The 17,136-nt window shown below is 66.7% G+C and carries 16 protein-coding genes; 5 read left to right on the top strand and 11 right to left on the bottom strand.

Annotation, left to right across the window (positions count from 1 at the left end; translation table 11 throughout):
* Nucleotides 1-110: 110 nt before the first annotated feature.
* Nucleotides 111-1,223: an alanine dehydrogenase gene (gene ald, locus ACFVIV_RS32580; RefSeq protein WP_379203023.1), complete on the bottom strand. Its 1,113-nt coding sequence runs from the start codon at nucleotides 1,221-1,223 to the stop codon at nucleotides 111-113.
* A 200-nt stretch (nucleotides 1,224-1,423) separates the two neighbouring features.
* Here ald and ACFVIV_RS32575 point away from each other — a divergent pair, with 200 nt between their 5' ends.
* Nucleotides 1,424-1,909 carry an Lrp/AsnC family transcriptional regulator gene (locus tag ACFVIV_RS32575; protein WP_379203021.1) on the top strand — a complete coding sequence of 162 codons (486 nt, stop codon included), beginning with the start codon at nucleotides 1,424-1,426 and terminating at the stop codon, nucleotides 1,907-1,909.
* A 105-nt stretch (nucleotides 1,910-2,014) separates the two neighbouring features.
* A complete protein-coding gene (locus ACFVIV_RS32570) occupies nucleotides 2,015-3,406 on the top strand; it encodes an aspartate aminotransferase family protein (protein WP_379203019.1) in 1,392 nt (463 codons plus the stop codon).
* A 60-nt stretch (nucleotides 3,407-3,466) separates the two neighbouring features.
* Here ACFVIV_RS32570 and ACFVIV_RS32565 read toward each other — a convergent pair whose 3' ends face one another.
* A complete protein-coding gene (locus ACFVIV_RS32565) occupies nucleotides 3,467-4,093 on the bottom strand; it encodes a metal-dependent phosphohydrolase (RefSeq protein ID WP_379203017.1) in 627 nt (208 codons plus the stop codon).
* Nucleotides 4,094-4,186: 93 nt separating this feature from the next.
* Between ACFVIV_RS32565 and ACFVIV_RS32560 the strand changes: the two genes are divergently transcribed.
* Complete coding sequence (locus ACFVIV_RS32560; RefSeq protein WP_379203015.1) at nucleotides 4,187-5,182, top strand: SMP-30/gluconolactonase/LRE family protein; 996 nt, start codon at nucleotides 4,187-4,189, stop codon at nucleotides 5,180-5,182.
* Between the two features lie 278 nt (nucleotides 5,183-5,460).
* Nucleotides 5,461-6,231 carry a class I SAM-dependent methyltransferase gene (locus ACFVIV_RS32555; protein WP_379203014.1) on the top strand — a complete coding sequence of 257 codons (771 nt, stop codon included), beginning with the start codon at nucleotides 5,461-5,463 and terminating at the stop codon, nucleotides 6,229-6,231.
* Nucleotides 6,232-6,418: 187 nt separating this feature from the next.
* Here ACFVIV_RS32555 and ACFVIV_RS32550 read toward each other — a convergent pair whose 3' ends face one another.
* From ACFVIV_RS32550 to ACFVIV_RS32525, 6 genes are all read right to left on the bottom strand, one after another.
* Complete coding sequence (locus ACFVIV_RS32550; protein ID WP_379203012.1) at nucleotides 6,419-7,246, bottom strand: hypothetical protein; 828 nt, start codon at nucleotides 7,244-7,246, stop codon at nucleotides 6,419-6,421.
* Nucleotides 7,240-8,472, bottom strand: a complete 1,233-nt coding sequence (locus ACFVIV_RS32545; RefSeq protein WP_379203010.1) for a cytochrome P450 — start codon at nucleotides 8,470-8,472, stop codon at nucleotides 7,240-7,242. The genes ACFVIV_RS32550 and ACFVIV_RS32545 overlap by 7 nt, the downstream gene beginning before the upstream one ends.
* A 9-nt stretch (nucleotides 8,473-8,481) precedes the next feature.
* A complete protein-coding gene (locus tag ACFVIV_RS32540) occupies nucleotides 8,482-8,676 on the bottom strand; it encodes a ferredoxin (RefSeq protein ID WP_379203008.1) in 195 nt (64 codons plus the stop codon).
* Nucleotides 8,677-8,835: 159 nt separating this feature from the next.
* The gene (locus ACFVIV_RS32535) at nucleotides 8,836-10,152 is read right to left on the bottom strand and encodes a hypothetical protein (protein ID WP_379203006.1); all 1,317 of its coding nucleotides are present in this window, start codon (nucleotides 10,150-10,152) and stop codon (nucleotides 8,836-8,838) included.
* Between the two features lie 72 nt (nucleotides 10,153-10,224).
* Nucleotides 10,225-11,541 carry a hypothetical protein gene (locus tag ACFVIV_RS32530; protein WP_379203004.1) on the bottom strand — a complete coding sequence of 439 codons (1,317 nt, stop codon included), beginning with the start codon at nucleotides 11,539-11,541 and terminating at the stop codon, nucleotides 10,225-10,227.
* A gap of 123 nt (nucleotides 11,542-11,664) precedes the next feature.
* Nucleotides 11,665-12,873: an FAD-dependent monooxygenase gene (locus ACFVIV_RS32525; RefSeq protein WP_379203002.1), complete on the bottom strand. Its 1,209-nt coding sequence runs from the start codon at nucleotides 12,871-12,873 to the stop codon at nucleotides 11,665-11,667.
* A 90-nt stretch (nucleotides 12,874-12,963) separates the two neighbouring features.
* On the opposite strand from ACFVIV_RS32525, the gene ACFVIV_RS32520 reads away from it, so the two are divergent.
* The gene (locus tag ACFVIV_RS32520) at nucleotides 12,964-13,710 is read left to right on the top strand and encodes a TetR family transcriptional regulator (protein WP_379203000.1); all 747 of its coding nucleotides are present in this window, start codon (nucleotides 12,964-12,966) and stop codon (nucleotides 13,708-13,710) included.
* An 82-nt stretch (nucleotides 13,711-13,792) separates the two neighbouring features.
* On the opposite strand, the gene ACFVIV_RS32515 is transcribed toward ACFVIV_RS32520, so the two are convergent.
* The 3 genes from ACFVIV_RS32515 to ACFVIV_RS32505 all read right to left on the bottom strand — a co-directional run bounded on the left by ACFVIV_RS32515 (nucleotide 13,793) and on the right by ACFVIV_RS32505 (nucleotide 17,053).
* Entirely contained in the window at nucleotides 13,793-15,208 is a 1,416-nt protein-coding gene (locus tag ACFVIV_RS32515) for an NAD(P)/FAD-dependent oxidoreductase (RefSeq protein ID WP_379202998.1), read from the bottom strand.
* 159 nt (nucleotides 15,209-15,367) lie between these two features.
* Nucleotides 15,368-16,249: an ABC transporter permease gene (locus tag ACFVIV_RS32510; protein WP_379202996.1), complete on the bottom strand. Its 882-nt coding sequence runs from the start codon at nucleotides 16,247-16,249 to the stop codon at nucleotides 15,368-15,370.
* Nucleotides 16,250-17,053, bottom strand: coding sequence for an ABC transporter permease (locus tag ACFVIV_RS32505; RefSeq protein ID WP_379203031.1), 804 nt, complete (start codon nucleotides 17,051-17,053; stop codon nucleotides 16,250-16,252).
* Between the last annotated feature and the right edge of the window lie 83 nt (nucleotides 17,054-17,136).

Genomic DNA, 17,136 nt, shown 5'->3' with positions numbered 1-17,136 from the left:
GCTTTTGGCCGGAATCCACCACGTTGCAGGGAGATCCCGGCCAAAAGCACGCCGGGATGACGGGTAGGTGGTCGCGCGCCGGGATGACGGTGGGACTTCCGTGCGCGTGCTCAGCTCAGCGCTTCCACCAGGGAGATCGCCGAGCGGCCGTGTGCCTCGGCGACCGGTGCGCTGACCAGTTCGCCTTCGATCGTGGCCAGGCCCTTCGCGAGTGCCGCGTCCGCGCGCAATGCGGTGCGAGCGCCGTTGTCCGCCAAGGCCGCCGCGTAGGGCAGCGTCACATTCGACAGCGCGCGGGTGGAGGTGCTCGGCACCGCGCCGGGCATATTGGCGACGCAGTAGAACAGCGAATCATGCACGCGGTAGGTGGGTTCCGCGTGCGTGGTGGGGTGCGAGTCGGCGAAACAGCCGCCCTGGTCGATGGAGATGTCCACCAGCACCGAACCCGGTTTCATCTGGGCCACAAGGTCATTGGAGACCAGTTCGGGGGCGCGGGCGCCCGGCACCAGGACCGCGCCGATCACCAGATCCGCGGCGCGCACCTGTTCGTCGATGGCGTGCGCGGTGGAGGCGACGGTTGCCACGCGGTCGCCGTGGCGGCGGTCCAGCTCGCGCAGGCGCGGCGCGCTCACCTCGAGAATCCTTACGTCCGCGCGCATTCCGGCGGCGATGACGGCCGCGTTCTCCCCGGCCACGCCGCCGCCGATGACCACCACCGTGGCCGCGCCCACCCCGGGCACGCCGCCGGGGAGCACGCCGCGGCCGCCGAACGGGGTCATCAGGTGGTACGCGCCGACCTGGACGGCCAGGCGGCCGGCGACCTCGCTCATGGGGGAGAGCAGTGGCAGCGAACCGTCGGGCAACTGCACGGTTTCGTAGGCGATGGCGGTGACCTTGCGTTCCAGCAGGGCCTCGGTGCAGGCGCGGGAGGCCGCCAGATGCAGGTAGGTGAACAGGATCTGCCCCGGGCGCAGGCGCTCGTATTCGGGCTCGAGGGGTTCCTTGACCTTGAGGATCAGGTCGGCGGCCCAGACATCCGCGGGGGTGGGCAGGATGCGGGCGCCGGCGGCTTCGAATTCGGTATCCGGGATGGCGGATCCGGTTCCGGCGCCCTCCTCGATCAGGACCTGATGGCCGCGGCGGGTCAGGTCGGCCACGCCGGAAGGGGTGATGGCGACGCGATACTCGTGGGTGGTGAGCTCGCGCGGAATGCCGACTTTCACGGTTGCTTGCCTTTCGATGACCGCGATGCGGGGACGCGGTGTTTGTGGATACCTCCGAGCCTGGGCGACCGAATCAGTACGGTCAAGCGCGATGCTCAACCGATTCCGTCGCGGAGAATGTGTCGGACGACGCAAAACGATCTTGGTGGCTCGCCGCGCCGACGGGCTCCGGTTGTTGGCCCCGGCGTGTTTGCGCAAGGATGACCAGGGTGAGCGATCTGAATTCCGGCAAGGGCGCCCCGGTGCTCGACGACATCTCCAAGCGGATCATCGCCCAGTTGCAGGAGGACGGGCGGCGCGCCTACGCCACCATCGGCAAGGCGGTCGGGCTGTCCGAGGCGGCGGTGCGGCAGCGGGTGCAGAAGCTCGCCGACGCGGGGGTCATCCAGATCGTGGCGGTCACGGATCCCTTGCAGGTGGGGTTGTTCCGGCAGGCCATGATCGCGGTGACGGTGGACGGTCAGGTGCAGCCGGTGGCCGATGCGCTGGCCGCCATCGACGAGATCAACTATGTGGTGGTGTGCGCGGGGCGCTACGACGTGCTGTGCGAGGCGGTGTGCCCGGACGACGAGGCGCTGCTGGATCTGGTGTCCACGCGCATCCGGGCGCTGGCCGGGGTGCGGCATGCGGAGATCATGGTCTACCTGAAGCTGCGCAAGCAGACCTACAAGTGGGGCACCCGCTGACGTCGCAACGAAATCCGTAGCTGACAATCTTGTAACAACGAAATCGGTTGCTGAATGGTCGAAACTGTGGGATAACCGAAGCAAGTCCGACTTCGAGGAGTCCCCATGACCGCCACTGCCGAATCCAGACCCGTCACCGCGGACGATGCGTCTCGCGTCCTGCGCGACCACCTGTGGATGCACTTCACCAATCACAATGGGCGCGACGAGGCCGAGGCGCCCGTCATCGTCCGCGGTGCGGGGGCCTACCTGTTCGATGCGAGCGGCAAGCGCTATCTCGACGGATTGGCGGGCCTGTTCGCCGTGCAGGTCGGGCACGGGCGCGCGGAACTGGCGCAGGCGGCCGCCAAGCAGATGATGGAGTTGTCCTACTTCCCGCTGTGGGGTTACGGGCATCCGCCGGCCATCGAGCTCGCCGATCGGCTGGCCGCGTCCGCGCCGGGCGATCTCAACCGGGTGTTCTTCACCGTCAGCGGCGGCGAATCCGTCGAGACCGCATGGAAACTCGCGCGGCAGTACTTCAAGCTGGCGGGGGAGCCGACCAAGCACAAGGTGATCAGCCGGTCGATGGCCTATCACGGCACCTCGCTGGGCGCGCTCTCGATCACCGGAATCCCCACCGCCAAAGCGCCTTTCGAGCCGCTGGTGCCCAGCACCCAGCGGGTGCCGAACACCAACTTCTACCGGGCCACCGAGCACACCGACGACTACGAGGCCTACGGCCTGTGGGCGGCCGATCGCATCGAGGAGGCGATTCTCTTCGAAGGTCCCGAGACCGTCGCCGCCGTCTTCCTCGAACCCGTGCAGAACACCGGCGGCTGTTTCGTCCCGCCGCCCGGCTATTTCCAGCGCGTCCGCGAGATCTGCGACCGCCACAATGTGCTGCTGGTCTCCGATGAGGTCATCTGCGCCTTCGGCCGCCTCGGATACGCCTTCGGCGCACAGCGTTTCGGCTATCAGCCCGACATCATCACCACCGCCAAGGGCCTCACCTCCGGCTACGCGCCCCTGGGTGCGGTGCTGATCAGCGACAAACTCATGGAACCCTTCCAGCGCCAAGATGTTCCGTTCATGCACGGCTCCACCTACGGCGGCAATCCCGTGGGCTGCGCCGTGGCGCTCGCCAACCTCGACATCATGGAGAACGAGGACCTCTACGGCCACGTGCGCGCCAACGAGGATCTCTTCCGCACCACCCTGGAGAAGCTGACCGATCTCCCGATCGTCGGCGAAGTCCGTGGCGCGGGCTACTTCTGGGCCGTGGAACTGGTCAAGGACAAGGCCACCCGCGAACGCTTCACCGCCGAGGACTCCACCCGCGTGCTGCGCGACTACATCTCCAGGGAACTCTTCGCCAACGGCCTGCACTGCCGCACCGACGACCGCGCCGAACCGGTCATCCAGTTCGCCCCGCCCCTGATCTGCGACCGCACCCAGTTCGAGGAGATCGAGCAGATCCTGCGCACCGTGCTCACCGGTGCGACCCGCCTTCTCTGAGCAGCTGGTTCGAACCGAGGCGCCGGTCTGCTGTCGTTCAGCCCGGCGCGCGGTCGTGCATCACTCGGTGAGGTCGGCGAGTTCGGCGGCCAGATTCGCGCGGGCGGCGGCTTCGTAGCGCCCCCGTGCGATGGGCGTGCGGAACAGGTGCTCCTGCTGCCTCAATCCTTGCAGCACCGCCGCGCGCCCCTTGCGGAACAACTCGTCGGGGACGTGCGCGTACTCCGCCCGCACCGCGGACGTGTATGCGGCATAACCGGATTCATCGGCCGCCAGGATCGCGAGATCGGCATCGCAGAGCACCCCGCCATTGCGATCCGCGGGCTCGGGATGATGCCCCGAGGTGAGCCGCACCAGCCGCGCCACCTCCGCCACGGTGCCGCTCGGCACCCCCAGCCCCGGCAGCACGTCCTCGGCCAGTCGTGCGCTGCGCTCCTCATTGTCCGCGCGGTCCACCGCGTACACGGCATCGTGGAAGAACGCCGCATACCGCACCGCGTCGATATCGGCGGCGTCCCCGGCCAGATCGTCGATCACCGCCAGCATGGTCGCCAGATGCTCGACCGTGTGATACCGCCGATGCGGTTCGCTGTACCGCCGCACCAGATCCTCCCCGACCTCCCGCGCCAACGGCCCGGCCAGCTCCGTCCACCGATCCAGCAATATCGCCTCGAGACTCGTCCCCATCCCCGCAGTGTGCCGAATTCCCGCCATCGGCAACAGCTTTCACTCCCGGTGCTTTTCACCACTATGTCCGGTTCCGCGGCGTTACCGTGAGCCATGCCGAAGATGCAGCCCCGCCGCTGGACGCCGCCCAAGGCCCCCGCCCGCGCCCGCGAAATCCGCAGCGTCCCGCCCATGCCGGAGCTGCGCCGTATCGAACTGCCGGGCACCGCACCGGAGGACGTCGTGGTGGCGGCCGACGGCCGGGTCCTCACCGGCACCGACAATGGCGCCATCCTGGCCGTGGACCCCGCCCTCGGCACCGTCGAACAGATCGCCCACACCGGCGGCCGCCCCCTCGGCCTGCATCCCGAACCCGATGGCTCCCTGCTGATCTGCGACGCCGAGCGCGGCCTGCTCCGCCTCGACAAACCCGGCGGCGCCCTCGAAGTCCTCGTCTCCGAAGTCGACGGCGACCCCCTGACCTTCCCCAGCAATGTCGTAGCCGACCCGGACGGCACCATCTACTTCTCCGAATCCACCCGCCGCTGGCCCCTGTCCCAATGGATGGGCGACATCCTCGAACACTCCGGCACCGGCCGCCTCTTCCGCCGCAACCCCGACGCCACCATCGAAACCCTCATCGACGGCCTGGATTTCGCCAATGGCGTAGTCCTCTCCCCCGACCGCTCCTGCCTGGTAGTGGCCGAAACCGCCGCCTACCGCCTGACCCGCTACTGGCTCACCGGCCCCGCCGCGGGCACCTACGACCGCCTGGCCGAAAACCTCCCCGCCTGCCCCGACAACATGTCCCTGGGCACCGACGGCCTGCTCTGGGTAGCCATGGTCACCCCCCGAAACCCCCTCCTCGACGCCCTCCTCCCCCTCCCCGCCATCCTCCGCCAATTGACCTGGGCCGCCCCCGAACCCCTCCGCCCCAAACCCGCCCGCACCGCCTGGACCATGGCCTTCACCTTCGACGGCACCCCGGTCCACGACCTCCAACGCGACGGCGCCGACTACGCCATGGTCACCGCGGTAGCCGAACACCACGGCACCCTCTACCTCGGCAGCCTCACCGAATCCGCCCTAGCCGTCACCCACATCCCGTAATCGGCTGGGAGGAATTCAAATCCAGGCGGCGAGGAATCGATGAAATATCGGGGTCATGAAATCCTCTCGGTTACCCAATATGTACAAGTGCGGATAGAGGTTGCCCAATTCGTACAAGCGCGGAAGTTACCCAATATGTACAATTTTGGAGATCTTTGCGCAGGTCGTGAAGTGAATGTGCGCTTTTTGTCGATAATGTGGTAGATCATTGAGCACCACTTCTCGAGTAATTAGGGGAACAGGTGCTGCCGGAGCGCATTCCATTCGATCTAGACGCCATGCCTCGGGGTGGGCCGGACGCTACCTGGCTGGATCGGCTGCTGCAGACCGATCGACCGGAATACACCGACCGCGCGGACGTGCCGGACTCGGTGAAGCAGAAAGTCATCGCGGCGCTGGGGTATCTCGGAAACCGCTTCGGCACCCATGAGGCGAACGCCCAGCTGATCGCGAGCATGGTCGATGCTATTGCAGAGCCGCGGATTCTGGAGCTCGGCGCGGGCCACGGCCAGCTGTCGCAGCGTCTGCTCGATGTGCATCCCGGTGCGCTGGTGACCATTACGGACGTCGATCCCGCGCTGGTGGCCAATATCGCGGCCGGACCGTTGGGTGCGCATCCGCGTGCCACTGTCCGGATCATGGACGCGACCGCCATCGACGCGGCCGAGAACAGTTTCGATCTGGTGTTGTTCGCCGCGGGATTCCATCATCTGCCGCCCGCGCCAGCGGCGAAGGCGATAGCAGAAGGCACCAGGGTGGGCGCGAGATTTGTTGTGATCGACGGTATCCGGCCGTCGGCCCGTGAGCTGCTGGTGCGCTCCGCCACGCTCCCACCCATTGTGGCTGCGGTGATGGCGTCGAGCCTGCGAATCCCCTGGGCGGCCATCCCGCCGACCGTGCACGACTGTTTCATCACGTGTCTGCGCAACTACAGCCGGTCGGCTTTCGAAGCGCTCGCGGCGGCAGCGGATCCGGTCATCGACGTCGAGTTCCCGGTGACCGATCGGGTCGAGAACGACGACAAGCCAGTGATCTTCGCCAGACCCTGACACGGGTCTGGCGATAAGCCTCCGTGCGTCGTGGCGAACACAGTGTGGTGTTCGTCGTAGCAGCGTCGCACGGGTCGTCGGGGTGGCGGCAATGCCACCCCGATGGCGCTTGGCCTGCGGTGCCGCGATGGGGGCGGCACCGCAGGCAGTGCGTCCTATGCTGGAGGCTCGGGGACGAATCCGGGTGCTAGTCCACTCGCGCCCAGGTGAGCAGGTCCCACATTTCAGGCTTGTTCCACTTCTGGTTCAGCACTTTGTGGATGTGTCGGCGGCGGATGTTGTCCGGACACAGCAGGGTGACCTCGGTGGGCTCGTTGAACTCCTTTTCACCGGGAACCGTCGTGAGGAACCGCTCGAAGTCGGGGTTCTGCCGACAGCGCCCGAAAATGTGATCGATGTCCTCCCGCGGCACGGTGCTGGCGCCGATCAGGACCAGGTACTGGACGACGTGCGCGGCCATCGCCGGCCAGGATTCGCCGAAGGTCTCGCGGGCGCCGGGGTTGTTCAGGATCTCCACGATCAGGTTCGGCCGATTGTCCGCGCTCGGCTCCGGAAACCAGGGGAAGATGTCCTTGAATGCCTGATTGGTGGCCATGATGTACAGCTGCGGGCCCTGGGCATACGCCGCCGGATTGCCGATCGACTCCAGGAGCTCGAGGTCGCCGGGGTCGAACACCGGGGGGAAGCTGCCGGTCTGAATCGCAATCGAGTTCGGAATCAGGCAGGAAGCAATGACGGGGCCCAGAGTCAGCGGGATTCCCAGGTTGCGGACGATCGTGTCGATCATCGCGTTCGGCATCCGCCGTTCCAGCCGGAGGTACTTGTTGATGCTGTTCTTGGTCTGGCCGACCCAGGATGCCATCTCTGCTCGCGTGATTCCCAGAACCTGAGCGGTCGCATCGATCGCGTCCATCAGTTGCTGCATGTGCTCGTCGGGATCGTCGATCACGTCGAAAGGCGGGTACGTGCGGTTCTTGCGAGAACCACGCCCGCGTTGTGCCGGTGTGGTCACCACGCGACCGGCAGGGTGGTGAGGCCGTAGACCATGGCTTCCTCCTTGAACCCGATACGGTCGATCGTGGTCGCCAGGCGCAGCCCGGGGACGCGCCGGAATAGCGTTTGCAGGGTGATCGCCAGTTCGATGCGCGCCAGTTGCAGGCCGATGCAGTTGTGGCGGCCCGCGCCGAAGGACAGGTGCAGCCCGGCGGTCGGCCGCTGTCCATCGATGCGGTCCGGGTCGGCGAAGGTGTTCGGGTCGCGATTGGCGGTGGGGATGTCGACGATGAGGGGGTCGCCCGCGTGAATGGTCTCGCCGGCGATCTCGATGTCCTCCACGGCAACTCGGCGCAGGCCGATATGCGGGATGGCCATGTAGCGGCAGAGTTCGTCGATGGCGTTGAGGAGGAGTTTCGGATCGTCGGTGTCGCGGATGAGTGCCAGCTGGTCGGGGCGTTCGAGGAGGGCGAGGACGCTGAGGCCGATCATATTGGCGGTGGTTTCGTGGCCGGCGGCCAGGAAGCCCACGGCCTGCAATCCGGCTTCCCACGACTGGAGTTCGCCGGAGCGCACGAGTTCGGCCATATCGGTGAGCAGGTCTTCGCCGGGCTTTGCGGCCTTGACCTCGATCAGCTTGTTCAGATAGTTGAGCATCTCGACGGTGTTCTGCATCGCCTGATCGGCGGTGGTGTTGCTGTCCATGCCCACCTCGGTGTGGTGCTGGAAGAAGGCGTGATCCTCGTAGGGGACGCCGAGGAGCTCGCAGATCACCAGCGACGGCACCGGCAGCGCCAGCGCGGTGTGCAGATCGGCCGAGTCGCCCGCGGCGAGCATGGTGTCGATGCATTCGTCGACGTGCTTCTGGATGAGGGGCCGCAGGGTCTCGAGCCGCTTGGGGGTGAAGGGCTTGGCGAGCATGCGTCGGAAGCGGGCGTGCTCGGCGCCTTCGGTATTGAACATGGTGCGCGGGGACATGGCGGCCAGCGCCTTCATCGACTCGTTGCTGTGCGGGAACTCCGGATGCAGGTTGTCGAGGTGGACAGCCGAATTGGACAGCAGCGCTCGCGCCTCCGGATATCCGGTGATCAGCCACGCCTGCTTGCCTTCCCAGGTCCGGACCGTGTAAATGGGTCCCGCCGTGGCGATTTCCCGTACGCCGGGGGCCGGGGCGAACGGGCAGCCAGCGGCGCGGGGCATGGGGTAGAACGGCACCTCGGCGGTGGATTCGGTCGATTCTTCAGACATGGCTCTGCGTTATTCCTCGATGTGGATTGCTTGTGCTGGACAGAATTCGGCGGCGAGGCGTACGGCCTCGGCGAGTTCGGCCGCCGGATTCTGGTCGAGCAGTACGACGAGTCCGTCGTCGTCGTGCTGGTCGAAGACTTGGCCGGCACGCAGCGTGCATTGACCGGCGGCGATGCACTTTCGTTGATCGACGGCCACTTTCATGGGCATTCCTTCATCGCCCGCACCCCCGCCACTCGATCCTCTGCCGCGAACATTTTGGCAGCGCGTGATGCTAACACGGTGGATCTTGATGCACCGGTCCAGCGGATATGGCTGTGGCTCTGGGACATTCGCCCAGAGCCACAGCGTTGCCGCAGGCCGTCAGCTCATCGCTGCCGGAACCCCGTAGACTCTGCGCAACTGCTCGCGCAATGCCTCGGTTATCCGGCCGATCTGTTCGTGGCTGTGTTCGACGGTGTCGTAGCCGACCTGGATGGTGAGCCGATCGCCGATGGTGTAGATGGTCGCCACCGGTGAGTGCCCCACACCCATCCCGAACACGAAGTTACGCACGAGCTCGAGCTGCACCGGCACCGGATACTCGGGAATCAGGCCGATATTGGACACGCTCATCGTCGGCAACACCGTGGGAAGCCCCGCGGCGACCGGATCCAGGCCGCGCGTCAGCGCCCGCAGCAGCAAGGCCGAGAACCGCGCGTCCACCGCGCCTTTCACGCCTGCCTCGACCATCATGCCCAGCTCGATCGGATCCGCGCCGGTGCCCGCGAAGAGCGGCACGAGGACCCCGCCCACACAGTTCAGCACCGTCGATCCGGTCAGCGGCGGAACTAGTTCCGCACGCAGATCCGACGCGATGGCGGCCAGCAACATCGCCGGCTCTGCGCCGCCGTCGAGCTCGGGGCGCAGTGCCGTCAGCGCCATACCGGTGAGCAGGCTGTTCACCGAGAACCCGGCCGCGCGGGCAGTCGCGATAACAGCGCCGGTCTCCGCCGGGCTCAATTCGATGTACTGCACCCGGAAACGGCCCAGCGCGTCCTCGACGCCGTCACCGGCGACCGGCAATCGCAGCGGGGCGGGCGCGTCCGGACCACTCGCCTGCGCGATGGCGGCGAGCTGGCCGAGGAACGCGTCGACCTCGGCATCGGTGACCGAGGCCGCCAGCTGCGCGTCGACGCCGTCGACCAGGTCGTGATCCGAATCCGACGGCGGCAGTGGCGAACCCGCCAGATGCGCGCCGTAGCGCTCCCACATCTCACCGACCAGCGGGAACATCGACCGTCCGTCGCAGATACCGTGATGGGCCACCAGCACGATCTGATGAATGTCGCCTTCGCGCAGCACGATCACTTTGAAAAGACCATCGCTCCAGTCGTGTGGGCTGTTGATCAGCCGCCAGTACTCCTCGGCGCCGCCCTCACGAACCTCGAGCGGGGGCTGGTAACCCTCGAGCAGCTCGAAGTGCAGGTCATCGGCGGTATCCCGGACGACCGTGGCGCGCAGCAGCGCATGCCCGGCGGCGAGCTCGGCCAGCACCCGGCGCAGGATGTCGAGGTCGACGGCACCGCGCACCGTGGTGCCGATGTGCAGCGCCACTTCAGCTTTCGACATGTCGGTGAGCTGATACCTGCGGTCGAAATGCGCGAGCTCGAAGGGCGTCAGTGGTCGTTTCGTGGCCATAGGCGGTATTCCGTACTTCTGTGCGTGTGTCTTGCCGATTCGAAGATATCTAGCACGTTGCAATAACTTTGGTCATGCGCGGATCTCCGCGTTCTCGCAGAGACGCCGGACCTGCGCGCGCATCGCCTGGCTCACCTGCACCGCCTGTTCTTCGCTGTTCCCCGCGGTGTCGTATTCGACCTGAATGGTGAGCCGGTCACCCACGGTGAAGACGGTCATCTTCGGCAGCATGCCTTTGGCCATGGCGAACATGTCGTCGCGAATGAACTCGAGGTCCGCCGGCAGCGAATGCGCCGGCACCACACCGACATTGGAAATACCCAGTGTCGGCTGCGCGGAGAACATGGCGGCAGTGACCGCATCCAGATCGCGCTGGGTGGCGGCCATGTAGAGCGCCGGGAACTTCAGCTCGAGTGCGGCCCGCATGCCGGCCTCCACCATTTTCGCCAGCTCGATCGGGTCCGAATCCGCGCTCGCGACGACCGGGGTGGCTACACCGGCCACGCAGCACAGCACGGTGGTCGTCGGAACCGGCGGAACCAGATAGGGGCGCACGTCCACCGCGTGCCCGGCCAGCATCGGCACCGGGCCGGCGTCGACGCCGAGCTGCGGGCGCACCGCCGCCAGCGCCGCGCCCGTAATCAACGAGCTCACCGAAAACCCTTGTGCGTGTGCGACAGCAATGAGCGCCGAAGTCTCTTCCGCGGTCAACTCGATGCGGCGCACCGCGAACCGGCCCAACGGATCACCACTGCCGTCGCCGTCCCGTACCACCTGGCGAGGGGCGGCGGCAGCGGCCTCCGGGTCGAGCGCGAGGGCTTTGAGCTGAGCGAGAAACGCATCCACCTCGGCGTCGGTGACCGTGTGCAGCAGCTGTGCGTCCGCGCCGTCGATCAAGACGCTGTCGGCGTCGAACACCGGCAGGGGCGAACCCGCCAGATGCGCGCTGTAGCGCTGCCACATTTCATCGACGAGCGCGAACATCGAGCGCCCGTCGGACATGCCGTGGTGCACGATCAGCACGATCTGGGTACGACCTCCGTCACGCAGCACCTGTGCCTTGAAAAACCCCGCGCCCCAATCCGGTTCGCTGTTGATCAACCTACGGTAGGCGTCGTCGCCGCCTCCGGTGACCTCGAGCGTGGGCTCGTAGTTCTCGCGCAGTTCGAATCGCGGCGCACCGCAGGGTTCCTCGACGAGTACCGCGCGCAGCAACGCGTGCCCGGCTGCGAGCTCGACCAGCACCAGCCGCAGGATATCGATATCGACTGCACCGCGTACCGTAGTGCCGATGAACAGCGGCACTTGGCTTTTCGGCACACTGGTGAGCTTCGCCGCACCGCCGAAGTAGGCAATCTCGAAGGGCGAGAGCGGGCGATGTGTATCCATATGGTGACTCGCGTTTCCGTCCAGGGGGATAACGCTCCGACACTACACAGAGCTGAGCAGGTCGGAGGCCCTCAGCGCAGAGGACGGCGTCACCGGTGGCCACTCCCAACTGGCTGTTCGCGGTCAGCAGCGGGTGGGGTTGGGGTGTTCGTAGTTGTGGAGGGGGGTGGTGGTTTTGGGGGACATGATGCGGCCCAGGCCGGTGGTGGATTCGAGGAGGGGGAGGCGGGCGATGGTGTTGCGGAGGGTTATGCCGAGGGTGGATTTGGGGACCATGAGGCGGACGTTGGGGCCGATTTTCTGTTTGGTTTCGGCTAGGGGGCGGAGGGCTTGTTCATAGTGGGGGAAGGCGGTGTGGTGGTTGCCGGTGGCGGTGGCCAGGGCGCCGGCGAGGTGGTAGGCGCCGAGGAAGGAGAGTTCGGCGCCGGCGCCGGAGGCGGGGGAGGCGCAGTAGGCGGCATCGCCGATCAGGGCGATGCGGCCGGTGGACCAGGAGGGCATGTGGACTTGGGCGAGGGCGTCGAAGTAGAGGTCGGGGTCGGCGAGGGCGCCGGCGAGGAGTTGGGGGACGTGCCAGCCGGTTTCGGGGGCGAAGCGCTCGGTCAGGACGCGGTGGACGGCGGCGGGGTCGCGGTGGTCGACGGGCAGTTCGGGGCTGCGGAAGATGAAGTAGGCCTTGGCTTCCGGGGAGGTGCCGGAGCGGTAGATGCCGGCCATGCGGCCGGGGGTGTTGAACATGGTCATCCAGGTGTCGGGGCCCAGGGACGGGTCGGCGTCGGCGAAGGCGAAGTAGTGGCCCATGTGGCGGACGAAATCGGATTCGGGGCCGAAGGCGAGGCGGCGGACGACCGAGTGCAGGCCGTCGGCGCCGATCACCAGGTCGAAGCGGCGGGTGGCGGTGTGGTCGAAGTCGACGGTGACGCCGTCGGGGTCTTGGTGCAGGGCGGTGATGGAATCGCCGAAGAGGTATTCGGCCTCGCCCGAGGCGGCATCGTGCAGGATGCGCACCAGGTCGCCGCGTAGTAACTCGACATCGGCGCTGTTGAATCTGCGTTGGATGCGGCGCATGTCGACGCGGGCGACCTCGTGGCCGGCGGCGTTCACATAGCGCAGGCCGGCGGTATCGGTCGCGGCGGCGCGGGCCCGGGACAGGATGCCCATGCGTTCGGCCACCTCGACGGCTTGGTCTCGGATATCGACGCCCTGGCCGCCGCGGGGAAGGTGCGGCGCCCGTTCCACGACGGTGGGCCGGAAGCCGTGGCGGGCAAGCCAATACGCCAGCGTCTGGCCTGCGATGCCCGCCCCGGAAATCAGAATTCGCGCGTTCTGCATGATGACATCCCGTCTCAAAAATGCTGACCACTGGTCAGTCGCGACGGTACGGTACTGACCGGTGGTCAGTCAACGGTTAGGATTCGTATCGTGACCGACGATCCGCGCAGTCGAATACTGCGGACCGCGCTCGAGCTGTTCGCCGAGCGCGGGTACTACCCGGTGTCCGTGCGTGAGATCGCGGAAGGGGTGGGGCTGACGAAAACGGCCGTGCTCTACCACTTCCCGAACAAGGCCGATATCGCCGCCGCGCTGGTCGAGCCGCTGCTGGTGGAGTCGAAGGCGGCGGTGGACGCCGCGCGCCTGGTCGCGGATCCGCGGGCGCGGTGCTGGGCGGCCATCGAGGGGCTGGTCGACGCCTGGCTCGCGCACCGGAAGCTGATGCGCATGCAGATGCGGGACCAGGCCTTGTCCGCCAACTCGGCGACCTTCGCGAGAATGCGTGAGATCGCCCTGGGCGCACAGGAATTGATTGCCGGACCGGATCCGGACTTCGCCGCGCGGGTGCGGGCCGCGCAGGTCTTCGCGGCGCTGGGCGATCCGGTGATGATCTACGCCGACCGGCCCTTGGCCGAGCTGCGCCCGGCGATTCTCGACGGCGTCGCCCGCCTGCTGGGAACCGTTCCCCCGGAGGATGAATCGCGCATCAGGGTGGAGCCGCGCGAGGCTCCCGCCAGGCCGTCCGGCCGCGGCCGCCCGGGCGCCATGTCCGCGGCCATGGTGGCCTCGGCCCGCCGCATGCGCGACTCCGGCGACTACTCCATGGATCGAATCGCCGCCGAACTGGGCGTATCCCGCGCCACCGTGTACCGGCACCTCGCTGCCCCGGCCGAATAGCACTATTTTTGAGACAATTGCGAGACGGTCTCGCCGATGAGCCGGACGGCCCGGCCCCCGCGCGGGAGCCGGGCCGTCGCACTCAGCTGTCGAACCCCAATCCGGTGGCGTCCATGGCCTTCAGCCACAGATTGCGACGCCCCTGATGCGCATCGGCCCGCGCCAGTGACCAGCGGGTGAGATTGATGCCGACCGAGCGGAACGGCTCCGGCGGCATGGGCAGCGGCCGGGAGCGCACCATGCGCAGCCGGGTGCGCTCGGTATCGAGCCCGTACAGCTTGTCGAGCATGACCTCCGCACCGAAGCGAGTCGCGCCGACACCGAGCCCGGTGTAGCCCGCGGCGTAGACCAGCCGGCCCTTGTAGGCGGAGCCGAAGAAGGCGCAGAACCGCCCGCAGGTGTCGATGATGCCGCCCCAGCGGTGGGTGAAGCGCAGACCGTCCAATTGCGGGAAGGTCTGGAAGAAGTGTTCGGAGAGTCTTTCGAAGGTTTCCTCGTTGTACTCCAGGTCGGGGGCGATTTTGCCGCCGAAGTGGTAGATCGCGTCATAGCCGCCGAACAGAATGCGGTTGTCGCTGGTCAGCCGGTAGTAGTGGAACTGGTAGGAGGCGTCGCCCAACCCCATGCGGTGGCGGCCCCAGCCGATCGATTCCAGCTGCTCCTCGGTCAGCGGCTCGGTCATGAGCGCATAGTCGTAGACCGGCACCACATGTCGCGACACCTTGGCCAGCGGTCCCTGGAAGGCGCTGGTGCACAGCGCGACTCGCGGCGCCCGCACTTCGCCGTGCGGCGTGTGCATGGTCAGCTTGCCGTTCGACTTCGAAATGCGCTGCACGGGCGTGCCTTCGTAGATGCGCACGCCCGATTCCAGGCAGGCGCGGCGCAATCCCCAGGCCAGCCGGGCCGGGTCGAGCATGGCGACGCCGTCACGATCCCACCACCCGCCCAGATAGGTGGGGGAGTGCACCAGGTTCTGCACCTCTGCGGCAGTGAGCAATTCACTGCGATACCCGAGCGCGACCGCCGCATCATGGCTTTCTTGCAGCCATTCGAGCTGATGCGGTTCGGTGGCGACCTCCAATTCCCCGGTGCGCTCGAAGTCGCAGTCGATGCCGTAGCGGCGAATGGCGGCCGCGATGGCGTCGAGGTTCTCGCGCCCCATGCGTTCGAGATCGTCGATCTCGTCGGGGAAGCGGTCCATGCCATTGGCGAGCCCGTGGGTGAGGCTGGCGGCGCAGAAGCCGCCATTGCGACCCGAGGCCGCGTGCCCGCACATGGCGGATTCGACGAGCACCACATCGGTGCCCGGATTTCTTTCCTTGGCGATCAATGCCGTCCAGAGCCCGCTGTAGCCGCCGCCGATGACGGCCAGATCGGCGTCGGTGGCGGTGGTCAGCGGTTCCGTGGGCGCGGGCCGGTCCGGCCGGTCGGTCCAGTACGGCGTCGGCGCTGCCTCTGACAGTGCCGACGCCCACAGTTTGCTCGCTTTGGCCTGCATGGCCGATCAACTCCTTCTCTCTTGCCCGGCGGTCCGGCCGCCGAGCCCAACAACGGTGTGCGTTGGCTCCATGGGGGGTGTTTTCATCTCCCGGGTGCGCGAAAGCCGCCGGTGATCACTCCCGGAACAGGGAGGATCGACCGGCGGCTCGCGAAAGGGTCAGCTGGTGGCGGCGCGATCGTCGGAGCGGCGGCGCATGCGCAGCTGCCCGGCGATGACGAAGACCAGCGAGATCAGGAAGGTGGCACTGGCGACCGCATTGACCTGCGGCGGAATGCCGCGCAGGTTGATACCCCAGACATACATGGGGAAGGTCTGTTCGGTGCCGGCGGTGAAGTTCGTGACCACGAAGTCGTCGAAGGACAGCGAGAACGCCAAGAGGGCGCCTGCCAGGATGCCCGGCCAGACCAGGGGCAGCACCACGGATCGGAACGCCTGGAACGGCGTCGCGTAGAGATCCATGGCCGCCTCCTGCAGCCTCGGGTCGAGCCCGGCCAATCGCGCCTTCACGGTGACTACGACGAACGATAAGCAGAACATGACGTGTGCGATGAGAATAGCCCAAAACCCGAGCGGAATGCCCAATCCGATGAAGAGTGTCAACAGCGATGAGCCCATGACGATCTCGGGAGTGGCCATCGGCAGGAAGATGAGCGCCTGCACGGTGGAGCGCGCACGGAAGCGATAACGCGCCAGCGCGAACGCGATTCCGGTGCCCAGGACCGTGGCGACCAGCGCCGCGAGCGTGGCGATGAGCAGGCTCATGACCAGCGCGTCACGCAATCCGGCGGGGCCGAACATATCGGTCCAGTTGTTCAGCGTGAAGTGGAAGTCGTCGAAGTCGAGAACATAGGTCGTATTGCGGCTGCCGGGCTGATTGAACGAGAGCAGCAGCACCACGGCGATCGGCGCGAGCAGGTATCCGAGGATCAGAAAGCCGAGCAGCAGCACCCAATTCGCGCGCAGCCATTGCGCGATTCGCCGGGGCCGGGTGTGGGGTTTCCGCGGCGAAGCCTCGGAGAGTCCCGAGAGTTGGGACATCTACACCACCTCATCGGTATCGGTCTTGCGCAGATAGAGCACCACCAGCACGAGAATCGAGAGCATCAGCATGACCGACAGCGCGGAGCCGACGGGAATGTCCTTCACGACGAGCAGCCGTGACTGAATCACATTGCCGATCATGGTGGTATTCGTGTTGCCCAGCAGTTGCGCATTGACGTAATCACCCATGGACGGCACGAAGGTCAGCAGTGTTCCCGCGACCACGCCGGGCATGGACAGCGGCAGGGTCACCCGCCAGAACGTCCGCACCGGCCCGTGCGCCAGATCGGCGGAAGCCTCCAGCAGCCGCGGATCCAGCTTCTCCAGGCTGGCGTAGAGCGGCAGCACCATGAACGGCAGGAAGTTGTAGACCAGTCCGGCGATCACCGCTATGGGCGTGGCCAGCAGCCGCCCGTCCGCATCGAGCAGGTGAATCGCCTTGAGGAACCCCACCACCTCACCGGTATCGGCGAGAATCGCCTTCCACGCGAACGTCCGCACCAGGAAGCTGGTGAAGAACGGCGCGATGACGGCCAGCAGCATGAGGTTCTTCCACCGCCCGCCCTTCAAGGCGATGGCATAGGCGAGCGGATACCCGAGCAGCAGGCACAGCACGGTGCAGATCAGCGAATACCCCAGCGACCGCAGGATCTGCGGGTGATACAGCTCCCACGCGAAGGAGAAGTTGTCGATCGAGAACGTCTGCGCGTAACCGGATTCGATGGATCCGGTGCGGTCGTACATGCTGGCCGCCAGCAGCTGCACCGTCGGCACCGCGAAGAACACCAGCAGGAACAGCATGCCCGGCGCGAGCAGCAGATACGGTGTGCGCCCGCGTTTCACGCGCGGTGCGGCGACCTCGGTGGCCGCGGCGGGTAACAGGG

This window comes from Nocardia sp. NPDC127526, from assembly GCF_042672265.1.
Lineage (GTDB): Bacteria > Actinomycetota > Actinomycetes > Mycobacteriales > Mycobacteriaceae > Nocardia.
This window is presented reverse-complemented; position numbering and strand designations above follow the sequence as displayed.